This window comes from Phenylobacterium sp. LjRoot225 (assembly GCF_964252855.1).
Taxonomy (GTDB): Bacteria; Pseudomonadota; Alphaproteobacteria; order Caulobacterales; family Caulobacteraceae; genus Phenylobacterium.
Window position 1 is genome coordinate 365002 of the sequence record NZ_CAXUPL020000001.1, and the last position, 22816, is coordinate 387817.

A 22816-nucleotide genomic window follows, 5' to 3' on the forward strand; every position below is an offset into this window, starting at 1 on the left:
GAGATCCCGATGTCCATCTGCGCCGACTACGCCGAAGTCTTCGAGACCGAGATCCGCCCGCGCCGCCAGGTCGCCAGCCGTGCGCGCCGCGCAGCCGCCTATGCGCTGTGGACGGCGCTGTTCCTGATTAGGCCGCGGCTGGCGCTGCAGATCCTGCGCGAGCGGCGGTGAGCCAATTTCCCCTCCGACCGGTCATCCCCGCGAAAGCGGGGACCCAGGTGTTTTTCGTTTCGGCGCCGAAGCCGGCTCCAGGGCTGAACAAAAAAAGCCTGGATCCCCGCTTTCGCGGGGACGAGCGGAGGTTGGGAGGGACGCACCTGCGCGCCTCGTCTTGCCTTCGCCGCTGCGGCGTGATCGCTACACCCATGACTTCGGACCTGGTGCGTATCGCCTCGCCCGCGCTGAGCGCGCAGATCAACCCCTTCGGCGCGGAGCTGTGGCGGCTGCAGGACGGCGAGGGCAGGGACCTGTTGTGGGACGGAGACCCCGCCTGGTGGGCCGGCCGTGCGCCGCTGCTGTTCCCGATCGTCGGCTGCCTGCCGGACAACCGCTATACGCACGCGGGCCGCACCTTCGAGCTTCCCCGGCACGGCTTCGCCCGGCGCCGCGCCTTCGAGGTCGTCCGCCAGCAGCCCGCCCTGGCGCGGTTTCGCCTGGCCGCCGACGCGCAGACGCGGGAGGCCTACCCCTTCGACTTCGTGCTTGAGGTGGAGTTCGAGATCCAGGACGCCGAGCTGCGCACGACGGTGAGCATCGCCAACCGCGGGGCTGAGCCCATGCCGGCGACCTTCGGCTTCCATCCGGCCTTTCGCTGGCCGCTGCCCGGCGCCGGCGAACGCAGCGACCATGCGATCACCTTCGCGGATGAGGAGCCGGGGCCATTACGCCGTGTCGACGCGGCCGGCCTGCTCGGCGCCGAGCGGATGCCGGCGCCCACCGACGGTCGCCTGTTGCCGCTGCGCGACGAGCTGTTCGTCGAGGACGCCCTGATCTTCGAAGCGCCGCGCAGCCGAAGCCTGCGCTACGGCGGCGCGGGCGGGCCGTCGCTGGCGATTTCCTGGACCGGGCTGCCGCACCTGGGGATCTGGACCAAGCCGGGCGCGCCCTACATCTGCATCGAGCCCTGGCATGGCATGTCGGCGCAAGCGCAGGCGCCAAGCGCCCTGACGGACAGGCCGGACCTGCTCCAGCTCGCGCCAGGCGCCGCCGAAGCCTTCTCCATGACGGTTCGCCTGGATTGACCGACCCGCGTCGGGCGCAGGCCTTCGGAGAGGGATTTCGGGCTTGAAGGGGATTTGGAGGCCTGACCGGGAATCGAACCCGGGTGCACGGATTTGCAGTCCGCTACGTCACCACTCCGCCATCAGGCCGCCGGAGGGCGCGATGGCTAACAGAACGATCGCTGCGGGGCAATCACCTCTTCGCGCAGCGGCTGATTGCCTAAGGCTGCGCCGCGGACCTATAAGCCGGCGACACGCAACCCAGAGGACTCGATGGCTGACCTCTCCGCCGCCCGCCTGAACATGGTGGAAAGTCAGGTGCGCACCCAGGATGTGACGGACGTGCGCATCCAGGACGCCATGCGGGCGATCCCGCGCGAGAGCTTCATGCCGCCTGGAAAGGCCTACCTGGCCTATGCCGACATGGAGGTGGAATACGCGCCGGGGCGTTGGCTGCTGAAGCCGCGCGACGTTTCCAAGCTGCTGCAGGCGCTGAAGCCCATGCCGGGCGAGCGCTGCCTGGCGATCGGCGCGCCCTACGCCGCGGCGGTGATCGAGACCCTTGGCGTCACGGTCGAGCGCCTCGACGGCGACGATCTCTCGCAAGTGACCCCGGGCGCCTATGACCTGATCGTGGTCGAGGGCGCGGTCGGCCGGGCGCCGGCGGCCTGGCTCGCGGGCCTGGCTCTGGGCGGCCGCCTCGGCGTGGTCGAGCGCGACGGCGCCGTCGGCCAGGCGGTGCTCTATGTGTGCGCGGAAGACGGCCTGGGCCGCCGCGACCTCTTCGACGCCTTCCCGCCGGTCAACGCCGGCTTCGCGACTCACCACGGATTCGCCTTATAGGGGTGATGTGAACGCGCGCGCCGGGCTATTAAGCTTGGCTCGACGCGCTCCAGTCGCTTCGGGATAAGTGTTCATGCCGCAGAGCCTTCGCCACCACCGGTTGCTGGCCGCCAGCCTGGGCCTTGGGCTCGCGACGGCCCATGTCGCGCCGGCGGCGGCCGAGACCCTCTATGACGCCATCGCCGAGGCCTACCAGAACAATCCCAACCTGCAGTCCCAGCGCGCCAGCCAGCGGGTGACCGACGAGACTTACGCCCAGGCGCGGTCCGGCTGGCGCCCGACGCTGACCCTGGACGCGAGCGCCACCTACCAGGAACGGCGGACCCCGCCGCGCGCGCTTTCGTTCGGCCAGAGCGAGATCGAGCGCGGCAATAGCGGCGCCCTTCAGCTCACCTTCCGACAGCCGATCTGGACCGGCGGCCGTACGGCCGCGGCGGTGACCGCGGCCAACGCCGATGTGCTGCAGGGCCGCGAGAACCTGCGCCGCCTGGAAAGCCAGGTCATGCAGGCGGTCATCCAGGCCTATGTCGACGTCCGGCGCGACCAGGAGAGCCTGCTGATCCGGCAGGAGAACGTGAAGGTCCTGCAGGCCCAGCTGGAGGAATCCCAGGCGCGCTTCGACGTCGGCGAGATCACCCGCACCGACGTCGCCCTGTCCCAGGCCCGGCTCGCCGCCTCGCAATCCCTGCTGCAGAGCGCCCAGGCCCAGCTCGCCATCAGCCGGTCGAACTATGCGACCCTCGTCGGCCGCAATCCCGGCGACCTCGCGCCCGAGCCCTCGCTCGCCTACCTGATGCCGGGCAACGTCGACGACGCCTTCAACATCGCCGAGCAGAACAGCCCGTTGCTTCGGGCCCAGCTGTTCGCCGAGCAGGCCAGCCGGGCCCGGATCGCCGGCGCGCGCGCGGAGCGGATGCCGAACGTGACCCTCCAGGCGAGCGGCCTCTACAGCGAAGGCCCGATCGACAACTTTGACCGGGGACTCTATCGACGTGACGCCACCGCCGCCGTCGGCGTGACCGTTCCGCTGTTCAACGGCGGGCTCACCACCTCGCGCATCCGCCAGGCCATCGAGCGCAACAACGTCGACCGGATCACGGTTGAGACTCAGCGGCGCGGTGTGCTGCAGACCATCACCCAGGCCTGGAACCAGCTGCTCGCCGCCCGCTCCAACATCGTCTCGACCGACGAGCAGGTGCGCGCCGCCAAGATCGCCGCCGAGGGCACCCACCAGGAAGAGCAGGTCGGCCTGCGCTCGACGCTCGACGTGCTGAACGCCGAGCAGGAGCTTCGCGCCGCGCAGCTCAGCCAGGTGAGCGCGCGCCACGACGAATACACCGCCGCCGCCGCCGTCCTGACCGCCATGGGGCGGCTGGAAGCGCGCAACCTGATCCCGCGCGAGCCGCAGTATGATCCGCGCTCGAACTTCCGGAAGCTGCGAATCACCTGGGGATGGACGCCGTGGGAGGAGCCGATCAGCGCGCTCGACGGCGCCCTGGCCTTCCCGACGATTCCGCGCAGCCATGATCTCGCCCGCGAACCGGCGATCGCGCCTGGCCTGCCCGGCGCGGCCGCGCCGGCGCAGCCTGCGGACGCCCAGCCGTCGAAAGCCAAGCCGCCGACGGTCAAGCGGGCTCCGCTAGGCCTGTATAACTAGGCCTGCAGTCGCCAGGGCCCCGACGGTCCGTTTCCGGACCAAACGTCGCGTTCGCGCGTCAGGCGTAATCTTCGCCATGGTGGAAATTGCAGGATGGCCGCCGTCCGCCTAGGCTGCGCATAGGGATTCTCTTATCGACTCGGCGGTCAGCTCTCATGTCCGACTCTTCGCAAGAACCGACGATGGAGGAGATTCTCGCCTCCATTCGGCGAATCATCTCCGAGGACGACACGCCGGAGGCGGCCGAGAGCGCGCCCGCGCCGCCGCCGCCGGAAGAGCCGCCGGTCGCCGAGAGCGTCCCGGAGGAGCTGCCGATTCCCGAGGAGGAGGAGCCGGTGGCCGCCGCCTCGAGCTTCGATGACGAGGATGAGCTGGAGCTGACCGAGAAGGTCGAGAGCCACGGCGACCTGGACGTCTATTCACCGAGCGTCGCGCCCGAGCCTGCTGAAACCCTCGACGCCGCCGTCATGGGCGCCCTGGTCAGCGCTCCGGCCGCCGCCGCCGCGGCCGCCGCCTTTGGCCAGCTCAGCGGCAAGATGCTGATGCCGGCGGCCGGCCGGACGCTGGAGGACGTGGTGCGCGAGCTGCTGCGGCCGCTGATGCAGAACTGGCTCGACGAAAACCTGCCGGGCATCGTCCAGCGCGCCGTCGACGCCGAGGTCTCCCGGATCGCCCGCGGCGGGTAGGGGGGAGGGGGCGTTAGGCGCGAGCCACGCTCCCGACCCATCGACAGTTACAGGCTTTCGCGCGACCGAGCGGGAAGGTAAGGACCGCTCACCTCGCCATGCTTGAAAAAACCTTCGACCCCAAGACCGCCGAGCCGCGCCTCTACGCCGCGTGGGAAGCTTCGGGCGCGTTCGCGCCGATCGACGATCCGGCCGCCGAGCCGTTCTCGATCGTCATTCCGCCGCCGAACGTCACCGGTTCGCTGCATATCGGCCATGCGCTGAACAACACCCTGCAGGACGTGCTGATCCGCTTCGAGCGGATGCGCGGCAAGGCGGCGCTGTGGCTGCCGGGCACCGACCATGCGGGCATCGCCACCCAGATGGTGGTGGAGCGCAAACTCGCCCAGGAGGGGAACGTCGGCCGCCGCGAGATGGGCCGCGAAGCCTTCGTCGCCAAGGTCTGGGAGTGGAAGGCCGAGTCTGGCGGGCAGATCGTCAACCAGCTGCGGCGGCTGGGCGCCTCCTGCGACTGGAGCCGCGAGCGCTTCACCCTGGACGAGGGCCTCTCGGACGCCGTCCGCCGGGTGTTCGTGCAGCTCCACAAGGAAGGGCTGATCTACCGCGACAAGCGGCTGGTGAACTGGGACCCGCACTTCCAGACCGCCATCTCCGACCTCGAGGTCGAGCAGCGGGAGATGGAGGGCCACTTCTGGCACTTCGCCTATCCGCTCGAAGATGGCTCCGGCGAGATCGTGGTGGCTACCACGCGGCCCGAGACCATGCTGGGCGACACCGCCGTCGCGGTTCACCCGGATGACGAGCGCTACAAGGACCTGATCGGCAAACAGGTGCGCCTGCCGATCGTCGACCGGCTGATCCCGATCGTCGCCGACGAGTACGCGGATCCTGAAAAGGGCTCCGGCGCGGTGAAGATCACCCCGGCCCACGACTTCAACGACTTCCAGGTCGGCAAGCGGCACGGCCTGCCGATGATCAACATCCTGGACGACTTCGGGCGCCTCAATGACGAGGTTCCGGAAGCCTATCGCGGCCTCGACCGGTTCGTCGCTCGCAAGAAGGTCGTCGAGGCGTTCGAGGCCCAGGACCTGCTGCGCGGGATCGAAAAGACCCGCCACACCGTGCCGCACGGCGACCGCTCCGGCGTCGTCGTCGAGCCCTATCTCACCGACCAATGGTTCGTGAACGCCGAGGTGCTCGCCCAGCCCGCCATCAAGGCGGTGGAGGAAGGCGACACCGTCTTCGTCCCCAAGCACTGGGAGAAGACCTACTTCGAGTGGATGCGGAACATCCAGCCCTGGACGATCTCGCGCCAGCTCTGGTGGGGCCACCGCATCCCGGCCTGGTTCGGACCCGACGGCGCAGTCTTCGTCGAGGAGACCGAGGACGAGGCCAAGGCGAAAGCCCGCGAGCACTACGGCCGCGACGAACCGCTGCGCCAGGACGAGGACGTCCTCGATACCTGGTTCTCCTCGGCGCTCTGGCCGTTCTCGACCCTGGGCTGGCCGGAGAAGACCGCGGACGTCGCGCGCTTCTATCCGACCCACACCCTGATCACCGGCTTCGACATCATCTTCTTCTGGGTCGCCCGGATGATGATGCAGGGCATCCACTTCATGGACGAGGTCCCGTTCAAGCGGGTCTTCATCAACGCCCTGGTGCGCGACGCCTCCGGGGCGAAGATGTCCAAGTCCAAGGGCAACGTCATGGACCCCCTGGAGCTGGTGGACGAGTTCGGGGCCGACGCCCTGCGCTTCACCCTGACCGCCATGTCCGGGGCGGCGCGCGACATCAAGCTCTCCAAGCCGCGAATCGAGGGCTACCGCAACTTCGGCACCAAGCTGTGGAACGCCACCCGCTTCACCCAGATGAACGGCTGCGCACGGGCGGAAGGCTTCGATCCGGCGAAGGTGCAGGTCACCCTGAACCGCTGGATCGTCGGCGAGACGGCGCGGACGGCGCAAGCCGTCACGGCCTCCCTGGCCGACTGCGGCTTCGACGAGGCGGCGGGCAGCCTCTACCGCTTCATCTGGAACGTCTACTGCGACTGGTACGTCGAACTGGCCAAGCCGATCCTCAACGGGAGCGACGAGGCCGCCCGCGACGAGACCCGGGCGACCGCCGCCTGGGTGCTGGACGTCATCCTCAAGCTGCTGCACCCGGTCATGCCCTATCTGACCGAGGAGCTGTGGGCGCAGACCGCCGACCTGGGCGCGGCGCGGGCCCACGACGGCTTCCTGATGACCGCCCGCTGGCCGGAGCTGCCGGACCGCCTGATCGACGCCGCCGCAGACGCGGAGATCGGCCTGATCATCGACGCCATCTCCGAAGGCCGGTCGGTGCGCCAGGAGCTGAACGTGCCGCCGTCGGCGCGCCCGCCGCTGTTGGTGGTCGAGGCCTCGGACGCCCAGCGCCAGGTGCTGGAGGCGAACGCGCCGCTGATCGCCCAGCTGCTGCGGGTGGCCGAGGTGCGCTTCGAGAGCGCGGTTCCGGAAGGGGCCATCCCCTATGTGGTCGCCGGCGCGACCCTGGCCCTGCCGGTCGCCGAGTTCATCGACCTCGCCGCGGAGCGCGCGCGGCTCTCGAAAGAGGTCGCAAGCCTCGCCTCGGAAGCCGACAAGCTGGCCAAGAAGCTCGGCAACCCCGACTTCGTCGCCCGGGCGCCGGAAGAGGTGGTCGAGGAGAACCGCGAACGCCTCGCCGAGGCCCAGGCCGCGAAAGCCAAGCTCGAAGCCGCGCTCGCGCGGCTGGGCGGCGCCGGGTAGATTCAAGCGCACCTTCTCCCACAAGGGGAGAAGGGTGATGATGGCGTCAGAATTGTCAGGATTGGCTCCGGAGCCCCCATGCCCCGCAAGCGCGCCGACGTCCTCCTGGTGGAGCGCGGCTTCTTCGAGAGCCGGGCCAAGGCGCGCGCGGCGATCGAGGCCGGCGGGGTGACGGCGGACGGCCGGCTGGTCGCCAAGCCGTCCGAGACCCTCAAGCGCGACGCCGAGATCGTCGCGGCCCCGGCCCATCCCTGGGTCGGCCGCGGCGCGTTGAAGCTGGCCCACGCCCTGGACGCCTGGCCGGTCGAGGTGCAGGGGCGCGTCGTGCTCGACGTTGGCGCCTGCACCGGCGGCTTCACCGAGGTCTGTCTCGCCCGCGAGGCGGCCAAGGTCTACGCCGTGGATGTCGGCCGCGGCCAGCTGCACCCCAGGCTCGCCGCCGATCCGCGGGTGGTCAGCCTGGAGGCGACCGACGTCCGCGCGCTGACCCCCGAGCTGATCCCCGAGCCGCCGCAGCTGGTGGTCAGCGACGTCAGCTTCATCAGCCTGGAGAAGGCCCTGCCGCCGGCCCTGGCGCTGGCGGCCGACGAGGCCGACCTGGTCGCCCTGGTGAAGCCGCAGTTCGAGGTTGGGCCCGAACGGGTGGGGAAGGGCGGCCTGGTGAAGGACGAGACCGCGCGCGTCGAGGCGCTCGAGGGCGTCACCAGCTTCCTGGGCGCGACGGGATGGGCGGTGCAGGCCGCCGCCGAGAGTCCCATCGAAGGCGGCGACGGCAACCGCGAATTCCTGCTCTGGGCGCGGAAGGCTTAGCTTGCGCCGAACGCCCCCTCAGTCAGCTTCGCTGACAGCTCCCCCGCAAGCGGTGGAGCATCTTCGGCCCAGATCCTCCACTGCGTAGCGGGGGAAAGCCGACGGAGGGGGCGTTCGCGGCATAGGCGACCCCTCTGCCGGAGGGGGAGGATCCACAAGAAAAGGCCGCCCGCGGGGAGACGGGCGGCCAGTTGATGCTCGAAGGCGGCGTCGGGCGCTTAGTCGACGACCTGGTAGCGCCCCGACGAGTCCTGGCAGACGCGCACGAAGCGCTTCTGGACGCGGCCATCCGGCAGATAGATCGGGCTTTCGGCCAGGGTGCAGCCGTCCGCGCCGACCTCGCGCTCGGCGATGCGGAAGCGTTCGCCGCCACGGCCGTAGGCCCAGCGATCGTCGTCGTCATGGCGGCTGCCGTACTGGGCCGGCGCATAGCCACGGTCGTAGTAGGCCTCCGGCGGCGGGGGAGGCGGGGGCGGCGCCCGGTACTGCGAGCCATAGGATTGGGAGCCGTAATATTGCGAGCTGGAGTCGCAGGCGGCGGTCTTGTTGCCGACCACGGCGCCGGCGACGGCGCCCAACGCCCCGCCCAGGACCGAACCGTCGGTGCGGTGGCCGCGCGCGGCCATCTGCGAGCCCACGGTCGCCCCGATGCCGGCGCCCAGCAGGCCGCCGACCACGCTGCGGTTGGACTGGGAGCGACGGCAGGGATCGTAGTAGGAGTCGCCGTAGCCCCCTTGGCCTGAATAGCCGTAGGGCTGGGCCGCGGCCATCTGCGGCGCGGCCAGGGCGCTCAGCGCCATGACGCCGGCGACGGCGGCCAGCGCGCTCCGAGCGATGGTGGACGGTTTGGACATCGTATCCCCTCTGACGTATGTCGACGGCCACGAGGCCGGCGTCGACACCTGGACTATCGGCCGACCTAGCTGAACGTCCGTTGATCAAGCCGTTCATCTTCGTTCATTTCGCGGCGGCTTTCGGGCGTCAGGGTCTTCCGCCGCGCCTCAGATCTTAAACGGATACCCCCCGCATGCGCCGTCCGCGTCCCGCGCCCAGACCGAAGCCGCAAGGTCCGCCCGTCGAGCTGGTCATCGACCAGGTGGGCGGCGACGGCGACGGCGTCGCCGCCGGGCCGGTCTTCGTGCCCTTCACCCTCCCGGGCGAGCGGGTGCTGGCGGCGGGTGACGGCGGCCAGCGCGACCTCGTCGAGGTGCTGGAGGAGAGCCCGGACCGGGTTGAGCCGCCCTGTCCGCACTTCGGGATCTGCGGCGGCTGCACCCTGCAGCACTGGGCGCTCGAGCCCTATCTGGCGTGGAAGCTGGAAAGGTTGCACGGGACGCTCGCCAGAGAGCGGCTGGAGATCGACTTCCTGCCGGCCTACGCCGCGGCGCCCGGAACCCGGCGGCGGGTCGCCCTGCACGCCCGGCGGGGGACCCGCGACGCAGCCCGGCTCGGCTACAAGATCCGCAACGCGTGGGACCTGGTCGACATCAACGTCTGCACGATCTCCGATCCGCGCATCCAGGCGGCGATCCCCGCCTTGAAGCGGTTGGCCGCCCCGCTGTTCGAACATCCGAAATCCGCCCCGACCCTGCACGTCACCCTGACCGAGAACGGGCTCGACATCGACATCACCGGGGTGGAGCGCAAGAGCGGCGGCCTCTCCGCCGACGCGCGCATGCAGCTGGCCGAACGCGCGGCGGCGGCGGACTTCGCCCGCGTCACCCTGGACGGCGAGACCGCCTACGGCGCGCGGGTCCCGCAGGTTCGTCTGGGGGCGGCCATGGTGCGGCTGCCGCCGGGCGCCTTCCTGCAGGCCACCGCCGGCGCCGAGGCGGCGCTGACGGCCTTCGTCACCGAGGCGGCAGCCGGCGCTGCGCGCATCGCCGACCTCTACTGCGGCGTGGGCACCTTCACCTTCCGTCTGGCCGAGGTGGCGCCGGTCTACGCCGTCGACTTCGCCGCCGACGCCATCCAGGCGCTCGCCGGGGCGATGTCGACCGCGCCGGGCCTCAAGGGCGTCACCCCCGAAGCCCGCGACCTGACCCGCCGGCCGGTCCTGGCCGAAGAGCTGAAGAAGGTGGACGTCGCCGTCTTCGACCCGCCGCGCGCCGGGGCGGCCGAGCAGACCGCCGAGCTCGCCCGGTCGAAGGTCTCGCGGGTGATCGCCGTCTCCTGCAACCCGGCGACCTTCGTGCGCGACGCGCGCAAACTGGTCGACGCGGGCTTCCGGCTTGAGCGACTGCTGCCGGTCGACCAGTTCCTCTGGTCGTCGCATATCGAGCTGGCGGCGGTGTTCCAGCGCTGAGCCCGTGCGCGGCATGGCCAAGTCTGAGCGGATCCCCATATGGGCTGGATGATCCCGCTTTCCGTCCTCGATCTCGCGCCCGTCCCCGAAGGCTCCGATGTGGGCCAGGCGCTGCGCAACACCCTCGACCTCGCCCGTCACGCCGAGCGGCTGGGTTACCAGCGCTACTGGCTGGCCGAGCATCACAACATGCCGGGGATCGCCAGTGCGGCGACCGCGGTGGTGATCGGCCAGGTCGCGGCGGCGACCTCGACGCTTCGGGTCGGCTCCGGCGGGATCATGCTGCCCAACCACGCGCCCCTGGTGATCGCCGAGCAGTTCGGCACGCTGGAGGCGCTCTTTCCGGGGCGGATCGACCTTGGCGTGGGGCGGGCTCCAGGAACCGACCAGATGACCGCCCGGGCGCTGCGGCGCACCCTGGTCGGCGACGTCGACCGCTTCCCGCAGGACGTGGTCGAGCTGATGCACTACCTGCAGCCGTCCCGGCCGGGTCAGTCGGTGCAGGCCGTGCCGGGGGAGAGCGCCCGCGTCCCGGTCTGGATCCTGGGTTCGAGCCTGTTCGGCGCCCAGCTCGCCGCCATGCTGGGCCTGCCCTACGGCTTCGCCTCCCACTTCGCCCCGGCGCAGATGGAGGAGGCGATCGCCCTCTATCGCGCCCAGTTCAAACCGTCTGAGCGTCTCGCCAGTCCCTATGTGATGCTGGGCCTGAACCTGGTGGCGGCGGAGACCGACGCGGAGGCAAAACGACTGTTCAGTTCGATCGAACAGGCCTTCCAGAACCTGCGCAGCGGCCTTCCCGGCCGCCTGCCGCCGCCGGCGGACCGCGTGGCCGAGGCTGAGCCGATGCGCGACGGTCCCCTGGCCAGCGCCGTGGTCGGCTCGCCGCAGACCGTGCGCCAGGGGCTGGAAGCCTTCATCGCCCGGCACCAGCCCGACGAGGTCATCGTCACCTCGCAGATCTGGGACCACGCCGCGCGGGTGCGCTCCTACGAGATCCTGGCGGAGGTCCGCGACGGACTGGCCCAGGCGGAATCAAATCCAGTCGTCATTCCGGCCGAAGCCCCGGGGTCCGGCCGTAGGCCGGCCCGAGGATAAACTACGCGTAGAGCCGGGACCCAGGGTCGTGGCGCCGCCCTGGGTCCCGGATCGGTTGCAGGCCGTCCGGAATGACGGGGTTTTTACCTAAGCCGACTTCGCCAGCGGCCGGCCGAGGCTCGATAGGGGGGCGATGGAGATCGGCGCGAAGCCTCTCTCGATCGACCAGTCCATCCGCGCGCCCAGCGAGGTGGCGAGCGTGATGGCGTCGCCGGCTTTCCAGTCGAGATCCTTGAGCGCCTCGGTGGTCATCAGGAGCTGCAGGACCGGCCTAGGCAGGGACTCCGTCCTGTCGTCGCTGAGCATTTCGACGTGGACGACGACCTCGATCGCTTCTTCCGGCAGCACGCCGACGAGCTCGGCGCCGACCCGCAGCGCGGCGGCGCAGAGCGCGGCCAGATGAATTTGCCGACGCTCGGCCAGCGGGATCGGCTCGCGCCGCGCGGTGCGCAGATCGCCGTCGGTGATCCGCTCATAGGGCACATCGCCCTCTTCGATCGCGTCGACGACGGCCACCAGCCGGTCTTCCTCGGGCACCGCAATGCCCAGGCTGTTCATGCCGTCGCGCAATTCCGCGAGCCGGGTGTTGAGCACGATCACCTCGCGGGTGGCGATGGCGTCGCCGTCGAGCAGCTTTCGTGCGGTCAGCACCTCGGTGTTGTGGATCGCCACCGCCGTGCAGGCTTGCTGGAAGGCCGCCAGGTCCTCATGGGCGCGCACCGGCGTCGCCGCCAGGGGCCGCGCGGCGATCGCCCGCCAGTCCAGCCGGCGGTATTGAATTCGATGGCAGGTGGTGAGCCGCTCGAGTTCCGGCACGGTGATCGCCAGCCCGTCCTTCAGCTCGATATGGGCCACGCGCGCTTCGCGGTTCTGGCGATAGGCCATGGCGCGATCGCCGCGCAGAATGGCGCGCTCGGCCCGGTTGGCCGTCTTCAGGATCGGGAAAACCTCGCCAAGGCTGTCCATGGGGTTCCTCTCTTGCTTATTGTTTCCAGTGTGACGAACAACCCTTAGCGACGGCTTAAGTGGGAGCTCGCGGGGACGCGGCGGCCCGATGCCGCATGTTCTTGTAATGTTCTCGTGGGCGAGCCATAGTCCGCCGATGTCGTCACCCGCCAGATCAGGGCCTGTCCCGCGCGGCCGCGGCGCGCGCTCCAACCGTTCCGGCCGCTTCGAATCCCAGGCGCGCGAAGCCTTCGACGACGGCTGGGTCCGGGAGGAGGACGAGGAGCCGGGGCAGATCGCCACCACGGTCCAGCCGATGAAGTCGCGAACCATCATTGCGCGCAACACCAGCCCCGACGTCGGCTTCGACCGCTCGATCAATCCCTACCGGGGCTGCAGTCACGGCTGCATCTACTGCTACGCGCGGCCCGCCCACGCCTTTCTCGGCCTGTCGCCGGGGCTGGATTTCGAGAGCCGGCTGTTCTTCAAGCCCGAAGCTGGCAAGCTGCTGGCGGCCGAGTTGTCGAAGACCAGCTACAAGCCCGGCGTCATCCATATCGGCGGCGACACCGATCCCTATCAGCCGGACGAGAAGCGGCTGGGCGTCACCCGGGAGGTGATCGAGACCCTCCAGCGGTTCCGCCATCCCTTCTCGATCATCACCAAGTCGACCCTGATCCTGCGCGACCTCGACGTGCTGGGCGAGATGGGGCGGGCAGGGCTGGCGCGCGCGGCCGTGTCGATCACCAGCCTCGACCGCAAGCTCGCGCGCAGCATGGAGCCCCGGGCGGCGACGCCCGAACGCCGGCTCGAGGTCGTGCGGCGGCTGACCGAGGCGGGGGTACCGACCGTCGTCATGTTCGCCCCCGCCATTCCCTCGCTCAACGACCACGAGATGGAGGCGGTGCTGCAGCGCTCGGCCGAGGCCGGCGCGATCGGCGCCGGCTATGTGGCCCTGCGCCTGCCGCTGGAGATCAAGGACCTGTTCGAGGAGTGGCTGGAGACCGACCATCCGGACCGGGCGAAACGAGTGATGTCGCTCGTGCGGCAGATGCGCGGCGGCGCGGCCTACCAGTCCGAGTGGGGCAGGCGGATGACCGGGGAAGGGCCGGTGGCCGACGCCATGCGCCAGCGTTTCGCCCTGGCCCGGAAGCGCTTCGGCCTCGAAGGCCGCTTGCCGCCGCTGGACCTCAGCCAGTTCGCGGTCCCGCCGGCGCCGGGGAGCCAGATGTCGCTGTTCTGAGGTCGGGGCGAAGGCTTTGCGGGAGCGTGGTCACTGATGCGCCGAACGCCCCCTCCGTCGGCTTCGCCGACACCTCCCCCGCGTTGCGGTGGAGGATCTGGGTTGTAGATGCTCTACCGCGCAGCGCGGGAGCTGTCGCGTAGCGACTGAGGGGGCGTTGCGGCGTCTCCGCCCTCTCGACCACCTTGCCGTCAGCCCGCGAACCGGCTCTATCAGCTCCATGCTCTCGGTGATCGTCACGCGCGGAAACCCGGCCCGGCTCGCGGGCCTGCTGGCGGCGTTGACCGGGGCCGCGGTCGAGGGGCTGGTGCGCGACGTCACCCTGCTGGCCGGCGACGACCCTGGCCTGCTGGACGCCCTGTGCGAGGAAACCGGCGCCAAGCTGGCGGACGACTTCGGTCAGGCGGTGGCGCACGCCCGCAGCGACTGGCTGATGATCGTGCCGCCGGAGCTGCGGCTGAAGGACGGCTGGGTGGAACGGCTCGGCGATCACCTGCGCGACGGCCGCGGCGAGGCGCGGCTCCAGGGGCCGAGCGACGGCTTCCTGCGTCCGGTGGCTCAGGGCGTGGTGGTCGGCCGCGCCAAGGCGGCCTCAGCGCAAGGCGGGCTGCAGGAGCTGGCCCGAAAGCTGGGTCGCCGCGCCGTTCGTATTGGTTAGGGCCGGCTCGGTCAGGTCGAGCCGGGCGTCCGCGGCCTGCGCGCCGCCGGCCAGGGCGTCGAGGCTCGGCGTCTCCTCGCCGAACATGGTCTTGTAGGTCCAGTAGCCGGCCAGCACCTTCTGGACGTAGGCGCGGGTCTCCGCCGGCGGCAGCGCCTCCAGCAGCAGGAACGGGTCGGCGGCCTCGGGGCCGAGCATCTGCGCCGTCCGCTGCACCATGCCGGCGCCGCCGTTGTAGGCGGCGACGATGCGCAGCAGGTCGTAGCCCACGGCCCGGTCCATCAGCCAGGTCACATAGTCCTGGCCGACGCGCAGGTTGAAGGCCGGGTCGAACAGCGGCCGCATGTCGGCCTTCAGCTTGTCGTCGCCGGCGGCGTGGGCGGCGGCCTCCGGCATGAGCTGCATCAGCCCGACCGCGCCCCGGCCGGAGACGGCCTCGGGGTTGAAGCGGCTCTCCTGGCGGACGATGGCGTAGACCAGGGCCTTGTCGACCGTGAAGCCGTCCTTCGGCTGCAGCAGCGGCGTCGGATAGTCCTCCGCCGCGGCGGCCAGCGCCGGGGCGGCGGCGGTCAGCGGCGCGCCGATGGCGAGCGCGAGCGCGATCCAGCGCTCCCGCTCGGCGGCGCTGCGGGCGAGAGTGAGGCCGGCCCGAAGCTCCTCGGCCGCGGCGGACAGGCGGCCGATCTGGGCCAGGGCCGCGGCGCGGTGCGCCCGGGGGTCGCTGACGACGAAGCTTGCGGCCCCGTCGCCGGAGGCCGGGACGAAACTGGCCAGCATCAGCCGGGCCGGACCGCCGGCCTCGCGGTCGGCGACCCGCTGGGCGCGCAGCTGGCGCGCGGCGATCATGCCGTAGAAGGTCTGCGGCGCGGCGGCGGCGAGCCGCAGCTCGTCCACGGCGTCGGCGGTCTGGCCGAGGGCGCCGGCGGCGCGAGCGCTCCAGAAGGCGGCGGCGGAGCGCACCCAGGCGTCCTGGCCCTCGTCGCGCGACAGGCTGCGGAAGGCGGTGAGCGCCTGGTCGTAGGACTGCCGGCGGTAGGCGGAGAGGCCGACGATCCAACGGTCGCCGGCGGCGGAGGCGAGCGTCGTCGCTCGCTTGAGATCGCCGGCGTAGAAGGCCGCCCGCGCCCGGCGGGCCCGGTCGGAGAGGGGCGCGGCCGCGACGCCGCGCGTCTCGGGCCCGAGGCCGGCTGCCACGGGCCCGGCCACCGAGGGAATGGGAGGATCGACGGCGTCGGCGGGCTTGCGGCGGACCGCCAGGCCGAAGATGCGGTTGGCCAGCGGCAGGTCGCGGAATTTTCCCAGCCACCCGGTCAGCTCGTCGAAGCTCGCCTTGTGCGCCGTCGGGTGCATCAGCTGGTCGTAGGCCAGGTAGCCGACCAGGGAGCGGTCCTGGATCTCCACCGCCTGCATCTGGGCGTCGATGAAGTCGCCGCGCGCGCAGGCGGCGAAGGCGGCGGCGTAACGGGCGGCGTCGGCGGTGGAAAGCGGCTGGAGGGCCGGGGCGGCGACCGCGGCCTGGGTCATGCCCAGGGCGCAGACGAGCGCCGCTGTCGCGAACCCATGACGTGTCGCGAGCCTAAGACGCGTCGCAAGCCTCATACGGACCTTAAGTCCCCCGAATCGCAGCGCGCCCCTCGCTGGTCCGGAGGCTAGGCGGGCCGCTCCGGGCGATCAAGCCTTTCAGCCAAGGTAAGCAGGTCGCTCCAGGCGCGCTTCTTCGCCGCAGGCTGGCGCAGCAGGAAGGCGGGATGCAGGGTCGGCATGGCCGGCAGCTCCATCTCCCCTGTCGTGGAGCGCCACTCGAACCAGCGGCCGCGCAGGGAGAGGATGCCTTCTTCCTTCTTGAGCATCGACTTGGCCGAGGCCCCGCCGACCAGCAGCAACATCTTCGGCTTCACCAGGGCGATCGCCCGTTCGACGAACGGTTGGCAAATAAGCTGCTCGGCCGGCGTCGGCGTGCGGTTGCCGGGCGGACGCCAGAAGACGGTGTTGGTGATGAAGACCTGGTCGGTCAGTCCGGCGGCCGCCAGCATCCGGTCGAGCAGCTGGCCGGCGCGGCCGACGAAGGGCAGGCCCTGGGCGTCTTCCTCGGCGCCGGGGCCTTCGCCGACCACCACCAGCGGGGCGTCCGGCCGGCCGCGATAGAAGACCGCCTGGCGCGCGGCGCCTTCGAAGCGCAGCGAGCAGCCGTCGAAGGCCGAGATCGCCTCGGCCAGCTGGGCGAGGTCCTGGGCGGCCGCGGCGGCGGCCTGGGCCTTGGCGAGCGCGACCCCGACGTCCGGCTGGCCGGGCCGGATCGGCGTTGGCGCGACGGCGGGCAGGCGAGCCGGCGGCGGCGGGGGAACAAACTTTCCGGCCTCGATACGGTCTACGGCGACGTCGAGCAGCATGGCGTCGACGCCCCCGTCCGCCCAGAAGGCGAGCAGGCTTTCGATCGCGGCGGTGGACTGCGCAGTCTGGCTTGGGTTCATCAGGGACCTGGAAATCCGCATACGGCCGGGGTTCGTGCTTGACCGCCGCTAGGTGACATTCCGATAAGACCCGCGATTGATCAACGGCATGCAGTGAAAAGGCGTGGCGCCGGAAATGCTGCAAGGGAGCTACGGGGCATGAGCGAAGGCGTCGAACGCGAATCCATGGAGTACGACGTCGTCATCGTCGGCGCGGGTCCCTCGGGCCTGGCGGCGTCGATCCGCCTGAAGCAGCTGGCTGAGGCGGCCGGGACGGAGATCTCCGTGGCCGTGCTCGAAAAGGGCTCGGAAGTCGGCGCGCACATCCTGTCCGGCGCGGTGATCGACCCGATCGCCCTCAACGAGCTCATCCCGAACTGGAAGGAGCTCGGCGCGCCGCTGGAGACCGCGGTCACCGAGGACAAGTTCTACCTGCTCGGCCCGCAGGGCGCAGCCAAGCTGCCGATGTTCCTGCTGCCGGGCATGATGCACAACCACGGCAACTATATCGCCAGCCTGGGCAACGTCTGCCGCTGGCTGGCGCAGCAGGCCGAGGCCCTGGGCGTCGAGATCTACCCGGGCATGTCGGTGTCGGACCTGGTCATGACGCCCGAAGGCGTCGTGAAGGGCGTGGTGGCCGGGGTGTTCGGCCTCGACAAGGACGGCGAACCTGGCGCCGACTACCAGCCGGGCATGGAGCTGCACGGCAAGTACGTCTTCATCGGCGAAGGCGTGCGCGGCTCGCTGGCCAAGGTGCTGAAGTCGAAGTTCGGGCTCGGCGACAAGAGCGACCCGGAGAAGTTCGGCATCGGCATCAAGGAGCTCTGGCAGGTGCCGGACGCGGTCTTCAAGCCGGGGCTTGTCCAGCATACGACCGGTTGGCCGCTCGATGACAAGACCGGCGGCGGCAGCTTCCTCTACCACTTCGGCGACAACTACGTGTCCGTCGGCTTCGTCGTGCACCTGAACTACAAGAACCCCTGGCTCTCGCCCTTCGACGAGTTCCAGCGCTTCAAGCACCATCCGGAGGTCGCCCCGCACCTACAAGGCGGCAAGCGCATCGCCTACGGCGCGCGCGCCATCTCCGAAGGCGGGCTGCAGTCGATCCCGCGGCTCTACTTCCCCGGCGGTGTTCTGCTGGGCGACAGCGCCGGCCTGGTGAACGTGCCGCGCATCAAGGGCAGCCACAACGCCATGAAGAGCGGGATGCTGGCCGCCGAGAGCGCCTTCGCCGCCATCCAGGCGGGCCGCTCCGGCGACGAGCTGAAGGAATACGAATACGCCTTCAACACCTCCTGGATCCGCAAGGAGCTGAAGCTGGTGCGCAACGCCAAGCCGCTGATCAGCCGTTTGGGCACCTTCCTCGGCGGGGCGGTCGGCATGTTCGACATGTGGGTGACCAAGCTGACCGGCGGCTTCTCGGTCTTCGGCACCCTGCACCACGAAAAGAGCGACGCGGCGTCCACGGGCCTGGCCAAGGACTACAAGCCGCTGGTCTATCCGAAGCCTGACGGCGTGCTCAGCTTCGACAAGCTGTCGTCCGTCTTCCTGTCGAACACCAACCACGACGAGAACCAGCCGGCGCACCTGAAGCTGAAGGACCTGACCATCCCCATTTCGGTCAATTTGCCGAAGTACGGAGAGCCGGCCCGGCTTTACTGTCCGGCGGGCGTTTACGAGGTGCTCTACGACGAAGCCGGCCAGAACCCGCGGTTCCAGGTCAACTTCCAGAACTGCGTCCACTGCAAGACCTGTGATATCAAGGACCCGTCGCAGAACATCAACTGGACCACGCCGCAGGGCGGCGACGGCCCGAACTACCCGAACATGTGACACCGTCCGAACCTGTGACCGGCCGCCGCGCTTGCCGCGGCGCGCCGTAGCGCCGAAGGTCCCTGAATGCGCCGTTCGCTTCTCCTGTTTGTAAGCCCGCTCGTGCTCCTCGCCGGGTGCGCCGGGCAGGGGCGGACCCCGCTCGGGGCTGACGCCGCGGGGCCCCCGGCCGAGTCCGCCTACGGCATGTTCCTGGCGGGGCAGGGCGCCTTGAACCACGGGCGCAGCCAGGACGCCGCGCGCTTCTTCGACGCCGCCCGCGCCCAGCCGGGCGCGGACGTGCTGATCTCCGAACGGGCCTTCACCGCAGCCGTTCTCTCCGGCGATATTTCGCGCGCGGCGATGCTCGCGCCCAGCGGTCCCGACGCGTCCGAGGCGGCCCGGCGTCTGGGCGCGCTGGTTCGCGGCGTCGAGGCCATGGCCGAGGATCGCGGCAAGCAGGCGGTGGTCGACCTCACCTCCAGCGCCATCGCCTTTCCGCACAAGTCGGCCGCGGCCCTGCTCGCGCCATGGGCGGCGGCCCAGGCTGGGGACGTGGCCGGCTCGCTGTCGCAACCGCAGGTGCGCGGCGACAAGCTGGTCGACTATTTCGGCGGCATCGGCCGAGGGCTGCTGTTCGAGCGCGCCAAGCGCTACGACGAGGCCGAGACCGAGCTCAAGGCGGCCGCCAGCGGCGACACCCCTAGCGAGATCGCCATCCTGACCTATGGCGCCTTCCTCGAGCGGCGCGGCCGCAGGCTGGACGCGGTGGCGCTTTACGAATCCGCTCTGGGCGAGGCGCCCAGCGAGGCGATGACGCTCGCCAAGGCCCGTGCGGCCAATGGCAAGCCCGCCCCGGCGGCGCCGACGATCAAGCAGGGTGCGGCCCAGGCGCTGCTGGCGCCGACCGCGACCATGGTCGCGGCCAAGCAGAACCAGATCGCGCTCGCCTATCTGCGGCTGCTGCTGCGGCTTGATCCGGGGCGCGACGACGCCTGGGTGATGGTCGGCGACATCATGCAGGCCGACGGCGACAGCGAGGCGGCGCGGCAAGCCTACGCGCGCCCCCGTCCCAGCTCGTCGGAATATCTCGAAGCCCAGGGCAAGCTCGCCTGGACCTACGAACAGGCCGACGACCACGTCACGGCGCTGAAGATCGCCCAGGCGGCCGCCGCCTCGGGCGACGCCGACGCCCGGCTGACCTACGCCGACCTGTTGCGAGCCAACGACCGCTACGCCGAATCCGCCGAGATCGTCGGCCAGCTGATCCAGCGGTCGCCGGCGGACTGGCGGCTCTACTTCGGCCGCGCGGTCTCGCTCGAGAAGCTGGGCCGCTGGCCGGAGGCGGAGACCGACCTGCAGGCGGCGCTGAAGCTGCGGCCGGACGAACCGGAACTGCTCAACTACCTGGGCTATTCCTGGATCGACCGCGGCGTGCGCCTGAAGGAAGCCATGGCCATGGTGGAGAAGGCGGTCGCGGCCAATCCCCGCTCCGGCGCCATGATTGATTCCCTCGGCTGGGCCTATTTCAAGCTCGGCGACTACAAGCAGGCCGTCGAGAAGCTGGAGCTGGCGGTCGAGCTGGAGGCCGGGGATCCGGACGTCAACGACCACCTGGGCGACGCCTACTGGAAGGTCGGCCGGCGGGACGAGGCCTTGTTCCAGTGGCGCAGGGTCCTGACCCTGAAGCCCAGCGACAAGGCGCGCGCCGTGGTGGAGGCCAAGATCGCCTCGCCGCTGGGGCCGGAGGGGCCGCCCGCGAAGATGGCCGGCGAGTAGGGTGCTGGCGCGCACGGCTTTCGCGCCCGCCAAGGTCAACCTCTTCCTGCACGTCGGGGCGCCCGGCGCGGACGGCTACCATCCGATCTGCAGCCTGATGGCCTTCGCCGACGTCGGGGACCGGTTGACGCTTCGCGAGGCGGTGGCTCTGCGGCTCGACGTTCGGGGCCCGTTCGCCGCCGGCGCGCCGGCGACCGCTGAGAACCTGGTGTTGCGCGCGGCCCACGCCCTGCTGGCGCGTGCGCGTGGACCGGTCGCCCCGATCGGACTGGTTCTGGAGAAGATGCTGCCCGTGGCCGCGGGCCTGGGCGGCGGCTCCAGCGACGCCGGCGCGGCGCTCAGGCTGCTGCGCGAGGCCCTGGACCTGGCCATCGAAGACGCGGATCTGGAGCGCCTTGCGGCCGAGCTGGGCGCGGACGGCGCAGCCTGCCTGTGGGGCCGGCCGGTGGTGGCGGAGGGGCGGGGCGAGCGGTTGTCCCGAGCCCCGTCGCTGCCCGTGCTGGACGCGGTGCTGGTCAATCCGGGCGTTCCGGTCTCGACGCCGGCGGTCTATCGCGCCCTGGACGCCTCGGGGCGCTTCGGGGAGGTCGCGCGACCGTCGATGCCCGAGGCCTTCGAGACCGCCGCCGAGCTCGCCGGCTGGCTGTCGAGCCAGCGCAACGACCTGGAGCGGCCGGCGGTCGCCACGGCGCCGGAGGTAGGCGCCGTGCTGGAGACCCTGGCGGGCGAGCGCGAGACTCTGCTGGCGCGCGTCTCAGGGTCGGGCGGCACCTGTTTCGCGCTCTGCGGCGGCGACATCGAGGCCGAGGGCCTGGCCGAGCGGCTCGAGGCCATGGCGCCGCACTGGTGGGTGCGCCGCTGCCGCCTTGGCGGCCCCTGGCCGGACGAGCGCTGAGAACACCGCCCGGCCGGATCGAGCCGTAGCCCGCAACGAAAAACGGGGGCCCCGAAGGACCCCCGTTCCGGATGCCGACCGCCGAAGCGGCCGGATCGCAGTCGCGCTTAGCTGTGATAGGCGCGTTCGCCGTGTTCGACGATATCGAGGCCTTCTTCCTCGGTGTCAGCGCTCGGGCGCAGGCCGACCGTGAACTTGATGATGAAGAAGACGATCGTGCTGGCGACAGCCGACCAGGCGACGCTGACCAGGACCGCCTTGAACTGGGCGGTGAACTGGGTCGACAACACATAGGCGGCGGTGTCGCAGGTCGCGATGACCCCGTCCGCGGCGCAGGTGGTGTAGTCGACGACGCCCGCGCCGCCCCAGGCGGGGTTGACCAGCAGGCCGGTGGCCAGGGCGCCGACGATGCCGCCGATGCCGTGGATACCGAAGGCGTCCAGGCTGTCGTCGTACTTCAGCGCGTTCTTGATCGCCGAGCAGAAGATCACGCAGATCGGGCTGACGATCAGGCCGAGCAGCAGGGCGCCCATCGGACCGGCGAAGCCGGCGGCCGGGGTGACGGCGACCAGGCCGGCGACCAGGCCCGAGGCCAGGCCGAGCATGCTGGCCTTCTTACGCGTGACCCATTCGGTGACCACCCAGGAGAGACCCGCGCCGGCGGTGGCGATGAAGGTGTTCATCATGGCCAGGGCGGCGTAGCCGTTGGCTTCCAGGTTGGAGCCGGCGTTGAAGCCGAACCAGCCCACCCAGAGAAGGCCCGCGCCGACCGCGGTCAGCGTCAGGGAGTGGGGCGCCATGGATTCCGAGCGGTAGCCCTTGCGGGGGCCGAGGATCAGACAGCCGACCAGGGCGGCGATGCCGGCGTTGATGTGCACCACGGTGCCGCCGGCGAAGTCGATCGCGCCGTAGCCCCAGAGGAGCCCCGCCCGAATCGGATCCTTCGGAGCGTTGGCGATCGCGTCGGGCCCAGGCCACCACCAGACCATGTGGGCCAGCGGATAGTAGGACAGCAGCGGCCAGATCACGGCGAAGACCACCACGGCGGCGAACTTCATCCGCTCGGCGACGCCGCCCAGGACCAGGCCCGCGGTGATGGCGGCGAAGGTCATCTGGAAGCAGATGAAGACGAGTTCCGGGATGACCACGCCGGTCGAGAAGGTCGCGACGTTGCTGGCGGGGGTCACGTCCTTGAGGAAGACCCGGCTGAAGCCGCCGACGAACTTGTCGAGGCCGCCGCCGTCGGTGAAGGCGAGGCTGTAGCCCCACAGCACCCAGCAGATCATGCCGATGACGGCCACGGTGGAGACCTGCATCAGCATGGAGAGCATGTTCTTCTCGCGGACCAGGCCGCCGTAGAAGAGGGCGAGGCCCGGCAGGATCATCAGCAGCACGAGGAGGCTCGAAAGCAGCATCCAGCTGACGTCGCCCTTATCGGGCGTGGGCGCGGCGGCTTCGGCCGGCGCGGCGGCGGGTGCGGCTTCGGCCGGAGCGGCTTCGGCGGCCGGCGGCGCTTCGCTCGAAGCGGCTGCAGGCGCCGCCGGCGCGGCGGCATCTTGGGCGAGGGCGGGCGCGAACGGCGCGAACGCCATCCCGGCGGCGAGCGCAAGGCCCGCCAACCCCTTCAAACTGATGAGCTTCATGTCTTTATCG

19 protein-coding genes and 1 tRNA gene are annotated in these 22816 nt (G+C 70.6%); 14 read left to right on the plus strand and 6 right to left on the minus strand.

The features are described from left to right. The first annotated feature begins 9 nt into the window (after positions 1-9). Together ACSQ2B_RS01810 and ACSQ2B_RS01815 are read left to right on the plus strand one after the other, a co-directional pair. A complete protein-coding gene (locus ACSQ2B_RS01810; protein ID WP_436046818.1) occupies positions 10-171 on the plus strand; it encodes a hypothetical protein in 162 nt (53 codons plus the stop codon). A 194-nt stretch (positions 172-365) separates the two neighbouring features. After that, entirely contained in the window at positions 366-1241 is an 876-nt protein-coding gene (locus tag ACSQ2B_RS01815; RefSeq protein WP_436046820.1) for an aldose 1-epimerase family protein, read from the plus strand. 55 nt (positions 1242-1296) lie between these two features. On the opposite strand, the gene ACSQ2B_RS01820 is transcribed toward ACSQ2B_RS01815, so the two are convergent. After that, positions 1297-1370, minus strand: a tRNA-Cys gene (locus ACSQ2B_RS01820). A 123-nt stretch (positions 1371-1493) separates the two neighbouring features. Between ACSQ2B_RS01820 and ACSQ2B_RS01825 the strand changes: the two genes are divergently transcribed. The 5 genes from ACSQ2B_RS01825 to ACSQ2B_RS01845 all read left to right on the plus strand — a co-directional run bounded on the left by ACSQ2B_RS01825 (position 1494) and on the right by ACSQ2B_RS01845 (position 7981). After that, positions 1494-2063 (plus strand): protein-L-isoaspartate O-methyltransferase family protein, encoded by a 570-nt coding sequence (locus ACSQ2B_RS01825; protein WP_436046822.1) that lies wholly within the window; start codon positions 1494-1496, stop codon positions 2061-2063. Between the two features lie 73 nt (positions 2064-2136). Continuing rightward, on the plus strand, positions 2137-3720 hold the full coding sequence (locus ACSQ2B_RS01830; protein WP_436046824.1) for a TolC family outer membrane protein: 1584 nt from the start codon (positions 2137-2139) through the stop codon (positions 3718-3720). Between the two features lie 182 nt (positions 3721-3902). Then, positions 3903-4406 (plus strand): DUF2497 domain-containing protein, encoded by a 504-nt coding sequence (locus ACSQ2B_RS01835; protein WP_436046826.1) that lies wholly within the window; start codon positions 3903-3905, stop codon positions 4404-4406. Positions 4407-4504: 98 nt separating this feature from the next. Then, complete coding sequence (locus ACSQ2B_RS01840; RefSeq protein ID WP_436046827.1) at positions 4505-7171, plus strand: valine--tRNA ligase; 2667 nt, start codon at positions 4505-4507, stop codon at positions 7169-7171. 78 nt (positions 7172-7249) lie between these two features. Continuing rightward, positions 7250-7981 (plus strand): TlyA family RNA methyltransferase, encoded by a 732-nt coding sequence (locus ACSQ2B_RS01845; protein ID WP_436046829.1) that lies wholly within the window; start codon positions 7250-7252, stop codon positions 7979-7981. A gap of 218 nt (positions 7982-8199) precedes the next feature. Here the strand turns inward: ACSQ2B_RS01845 and ACSQ2B_RS01850 are convergent, their stop codons facing one another. Further along, complete coding sequence (locus ACSQ2B_RS01850) at positions 8200-8835, minus strand: glycine zipper 2TM domain-containing protein (protein WP_436046830.1); 636 nt, start codon at positions 8833-8835, stop codon at positions 8200-8202. A gap of 173 nt (positions 8836-9008) precedes the next feature. Here ACSQ2B_RS01850 and ACSQ2B_RS01855 point away from each other — a divergent pair, with 173 nt between their 5' ends. Next, positions 9009-10286, plus strand: a complete 1278-nt coding sequence (locus ACSQ2B_RS01855) for a class I SAM-dependent RNA methyltransferase (protein ID WP_436046832.1) — start codon at positions 9009-9011, stop codon at positions 10284-10286. 48 nt (positions 10287-10334) lie between these two features. Then, positions 10335-11381, plus strand: a complete 1047-nt coding sequence (locus ACSQ2B_RS01860; RefSeq protein WP_436049550.1) for an LLM class flavin-dependent oxidoreductase — start codon at positions 10335-10337, stop codon at positions 11379-11381. Between the two features lie 87 nt (positions 11382-11468). On the opposite strand, the gene ACSQ2B_RS01865 is transcribed toward ACSQ2B_RS01860, so the two are convergent. Next, complete coding sequence (locus tag ACSQ2B_RS01865; RefSeq protein ID WP_436046833.1) at positions 11469-12347, minus strand: hypothetical protein; 879 nt, start codon at positions 12345-12347, stop codon at positions 11469-11471. Positions 12348-12483: 136 nt separating this feature from the next. Between ACSQ2B_RS01865 and ACSQ2B_RS01870 the strand changes: the two genes are divergently transcribed. Together ACSQ2B_RS01870 and ACSQ2B_RS01875 are read left to right on the plus strand one after the other, a co-directional pair. After that, positions 12484-13569: a PA0069 family radical SAM protein gene (locus ACSQ2B_RS01870; RefSeq protein WP_436046835.1), complete on the plus strand. Its 1086-nt coding sequence runs from the start codon at positions 12484-12486 to the stop codon at positions 13567-13569. 220 nt (positions 13570-13789) lie between these two features. Continuing rightward, positions 13790-14227: a hypothetical protein gene (locus ACSQ2B_RS01875; protein ID WP_436046836.1), complete on the plus strand. Its 438-nt coding sequence runs from the start codon at positions 13790-13792 to the stop codon at positions 14225-14227. Here the strand turns inward: ACSQ2B_RS01875 and ACSQ2B_RS01880 are convergent. Together ACSQ2B_RS01880 and ACSQ2B_RS01885 are read right to left on the minus strand one after the other, a co-directional pair. After that, positions 14162-15751 carry a lytic transglycosylase domain-containing protein gene (locus ACSQ2B_RS01880; RefSeq protein WP_436046838.1) on the minus strand — a complete coding sequence of 530 codons (1590 nt, stop codon included), beginning with the start codon at positions 15749-15751 and terminating at the stop codon, positions 14162-14164. The genes ACSQ2B_RS01875 and ACSQ2B_RS01880 overlap by 66 nt on opposite strands. Positions 15752-15876: 125 nt before the next feature. Beyond that, the gene (locus ACSQ2B_RS01885) at positions 15877-16698 is read right to left on the minus strand and encodes a uracil-DNA glycosylase (protein WP_436046840.1); all 822 of its coding nucleotides are present in this window, start codon (positions 16696-16698) and stop codon (positions 15877-15879) included. 138 nt (positions 16699-16836) lie between these two features. Between ACSQ2B_RS01885 and ACSQ2B_RS01890 the strand changes: the two genes are divergently transcribed. From ACSQ2B_RS01890 to ACSQ2B_RS01900, 3 genes are all read left to right on the plus strand, one after another. Continuing rightward, a complete protein-coding gene (locus ACSQ2B_RS01890) occupies positions 16837-18510 on the plus strand; it encodes an electron transfer flavoprotein-ubiquinone oxidoreductase (RefSeq protein ID WP_436046842.1) in 1674 nt (557 codons plus the stop codon). Positions 18511-18576: 66 nt separating this feature from the next. Continuing rightward, the gene (locus ACSQ2B_RS01895; RefSeq protein ID WP_436046844.1) at positions 18577-20268 is read left to right on the plus strand and encodes a tetratricopeptide repeat protein; all 1692 of its coding nucleotides are present in this window, start codon (positions 18577-18579) and stop codon (positions 20266-20268) included. Between the two features lie 4 nt (positions 20269-20272). Then, positions 20273-21163, plus strand: a complete 891-nt coding sequence (locus ACSQ2B_RS01900; RefSeq protein WP_436049552.1) for a 4-(cytidine 5'-diphospho)-2-C-methyl-D-erythritol kinase — start codon at positions 20273-20275, stop codon at positions 21161-21163. Positions 21164-21270: 107 nt separating this feature from the next. Here the strand turns inward: ACSQ2B_RS01900 and ACSQ2B_RS01905 are convergent, their stop codons facing one another. Continuing rightward, positions 21271-22806, minus strand: coding sequence for an ammonium transporter (locus tag ACSQ2B_RS01905; RefSeq protein ID WP_436046845.1), 1536 nt, complete (start codon positions 22804-22806; stop codon positions 21271-21273). Positions 22807-22816 lie beyond the last annotated feature (10 nt).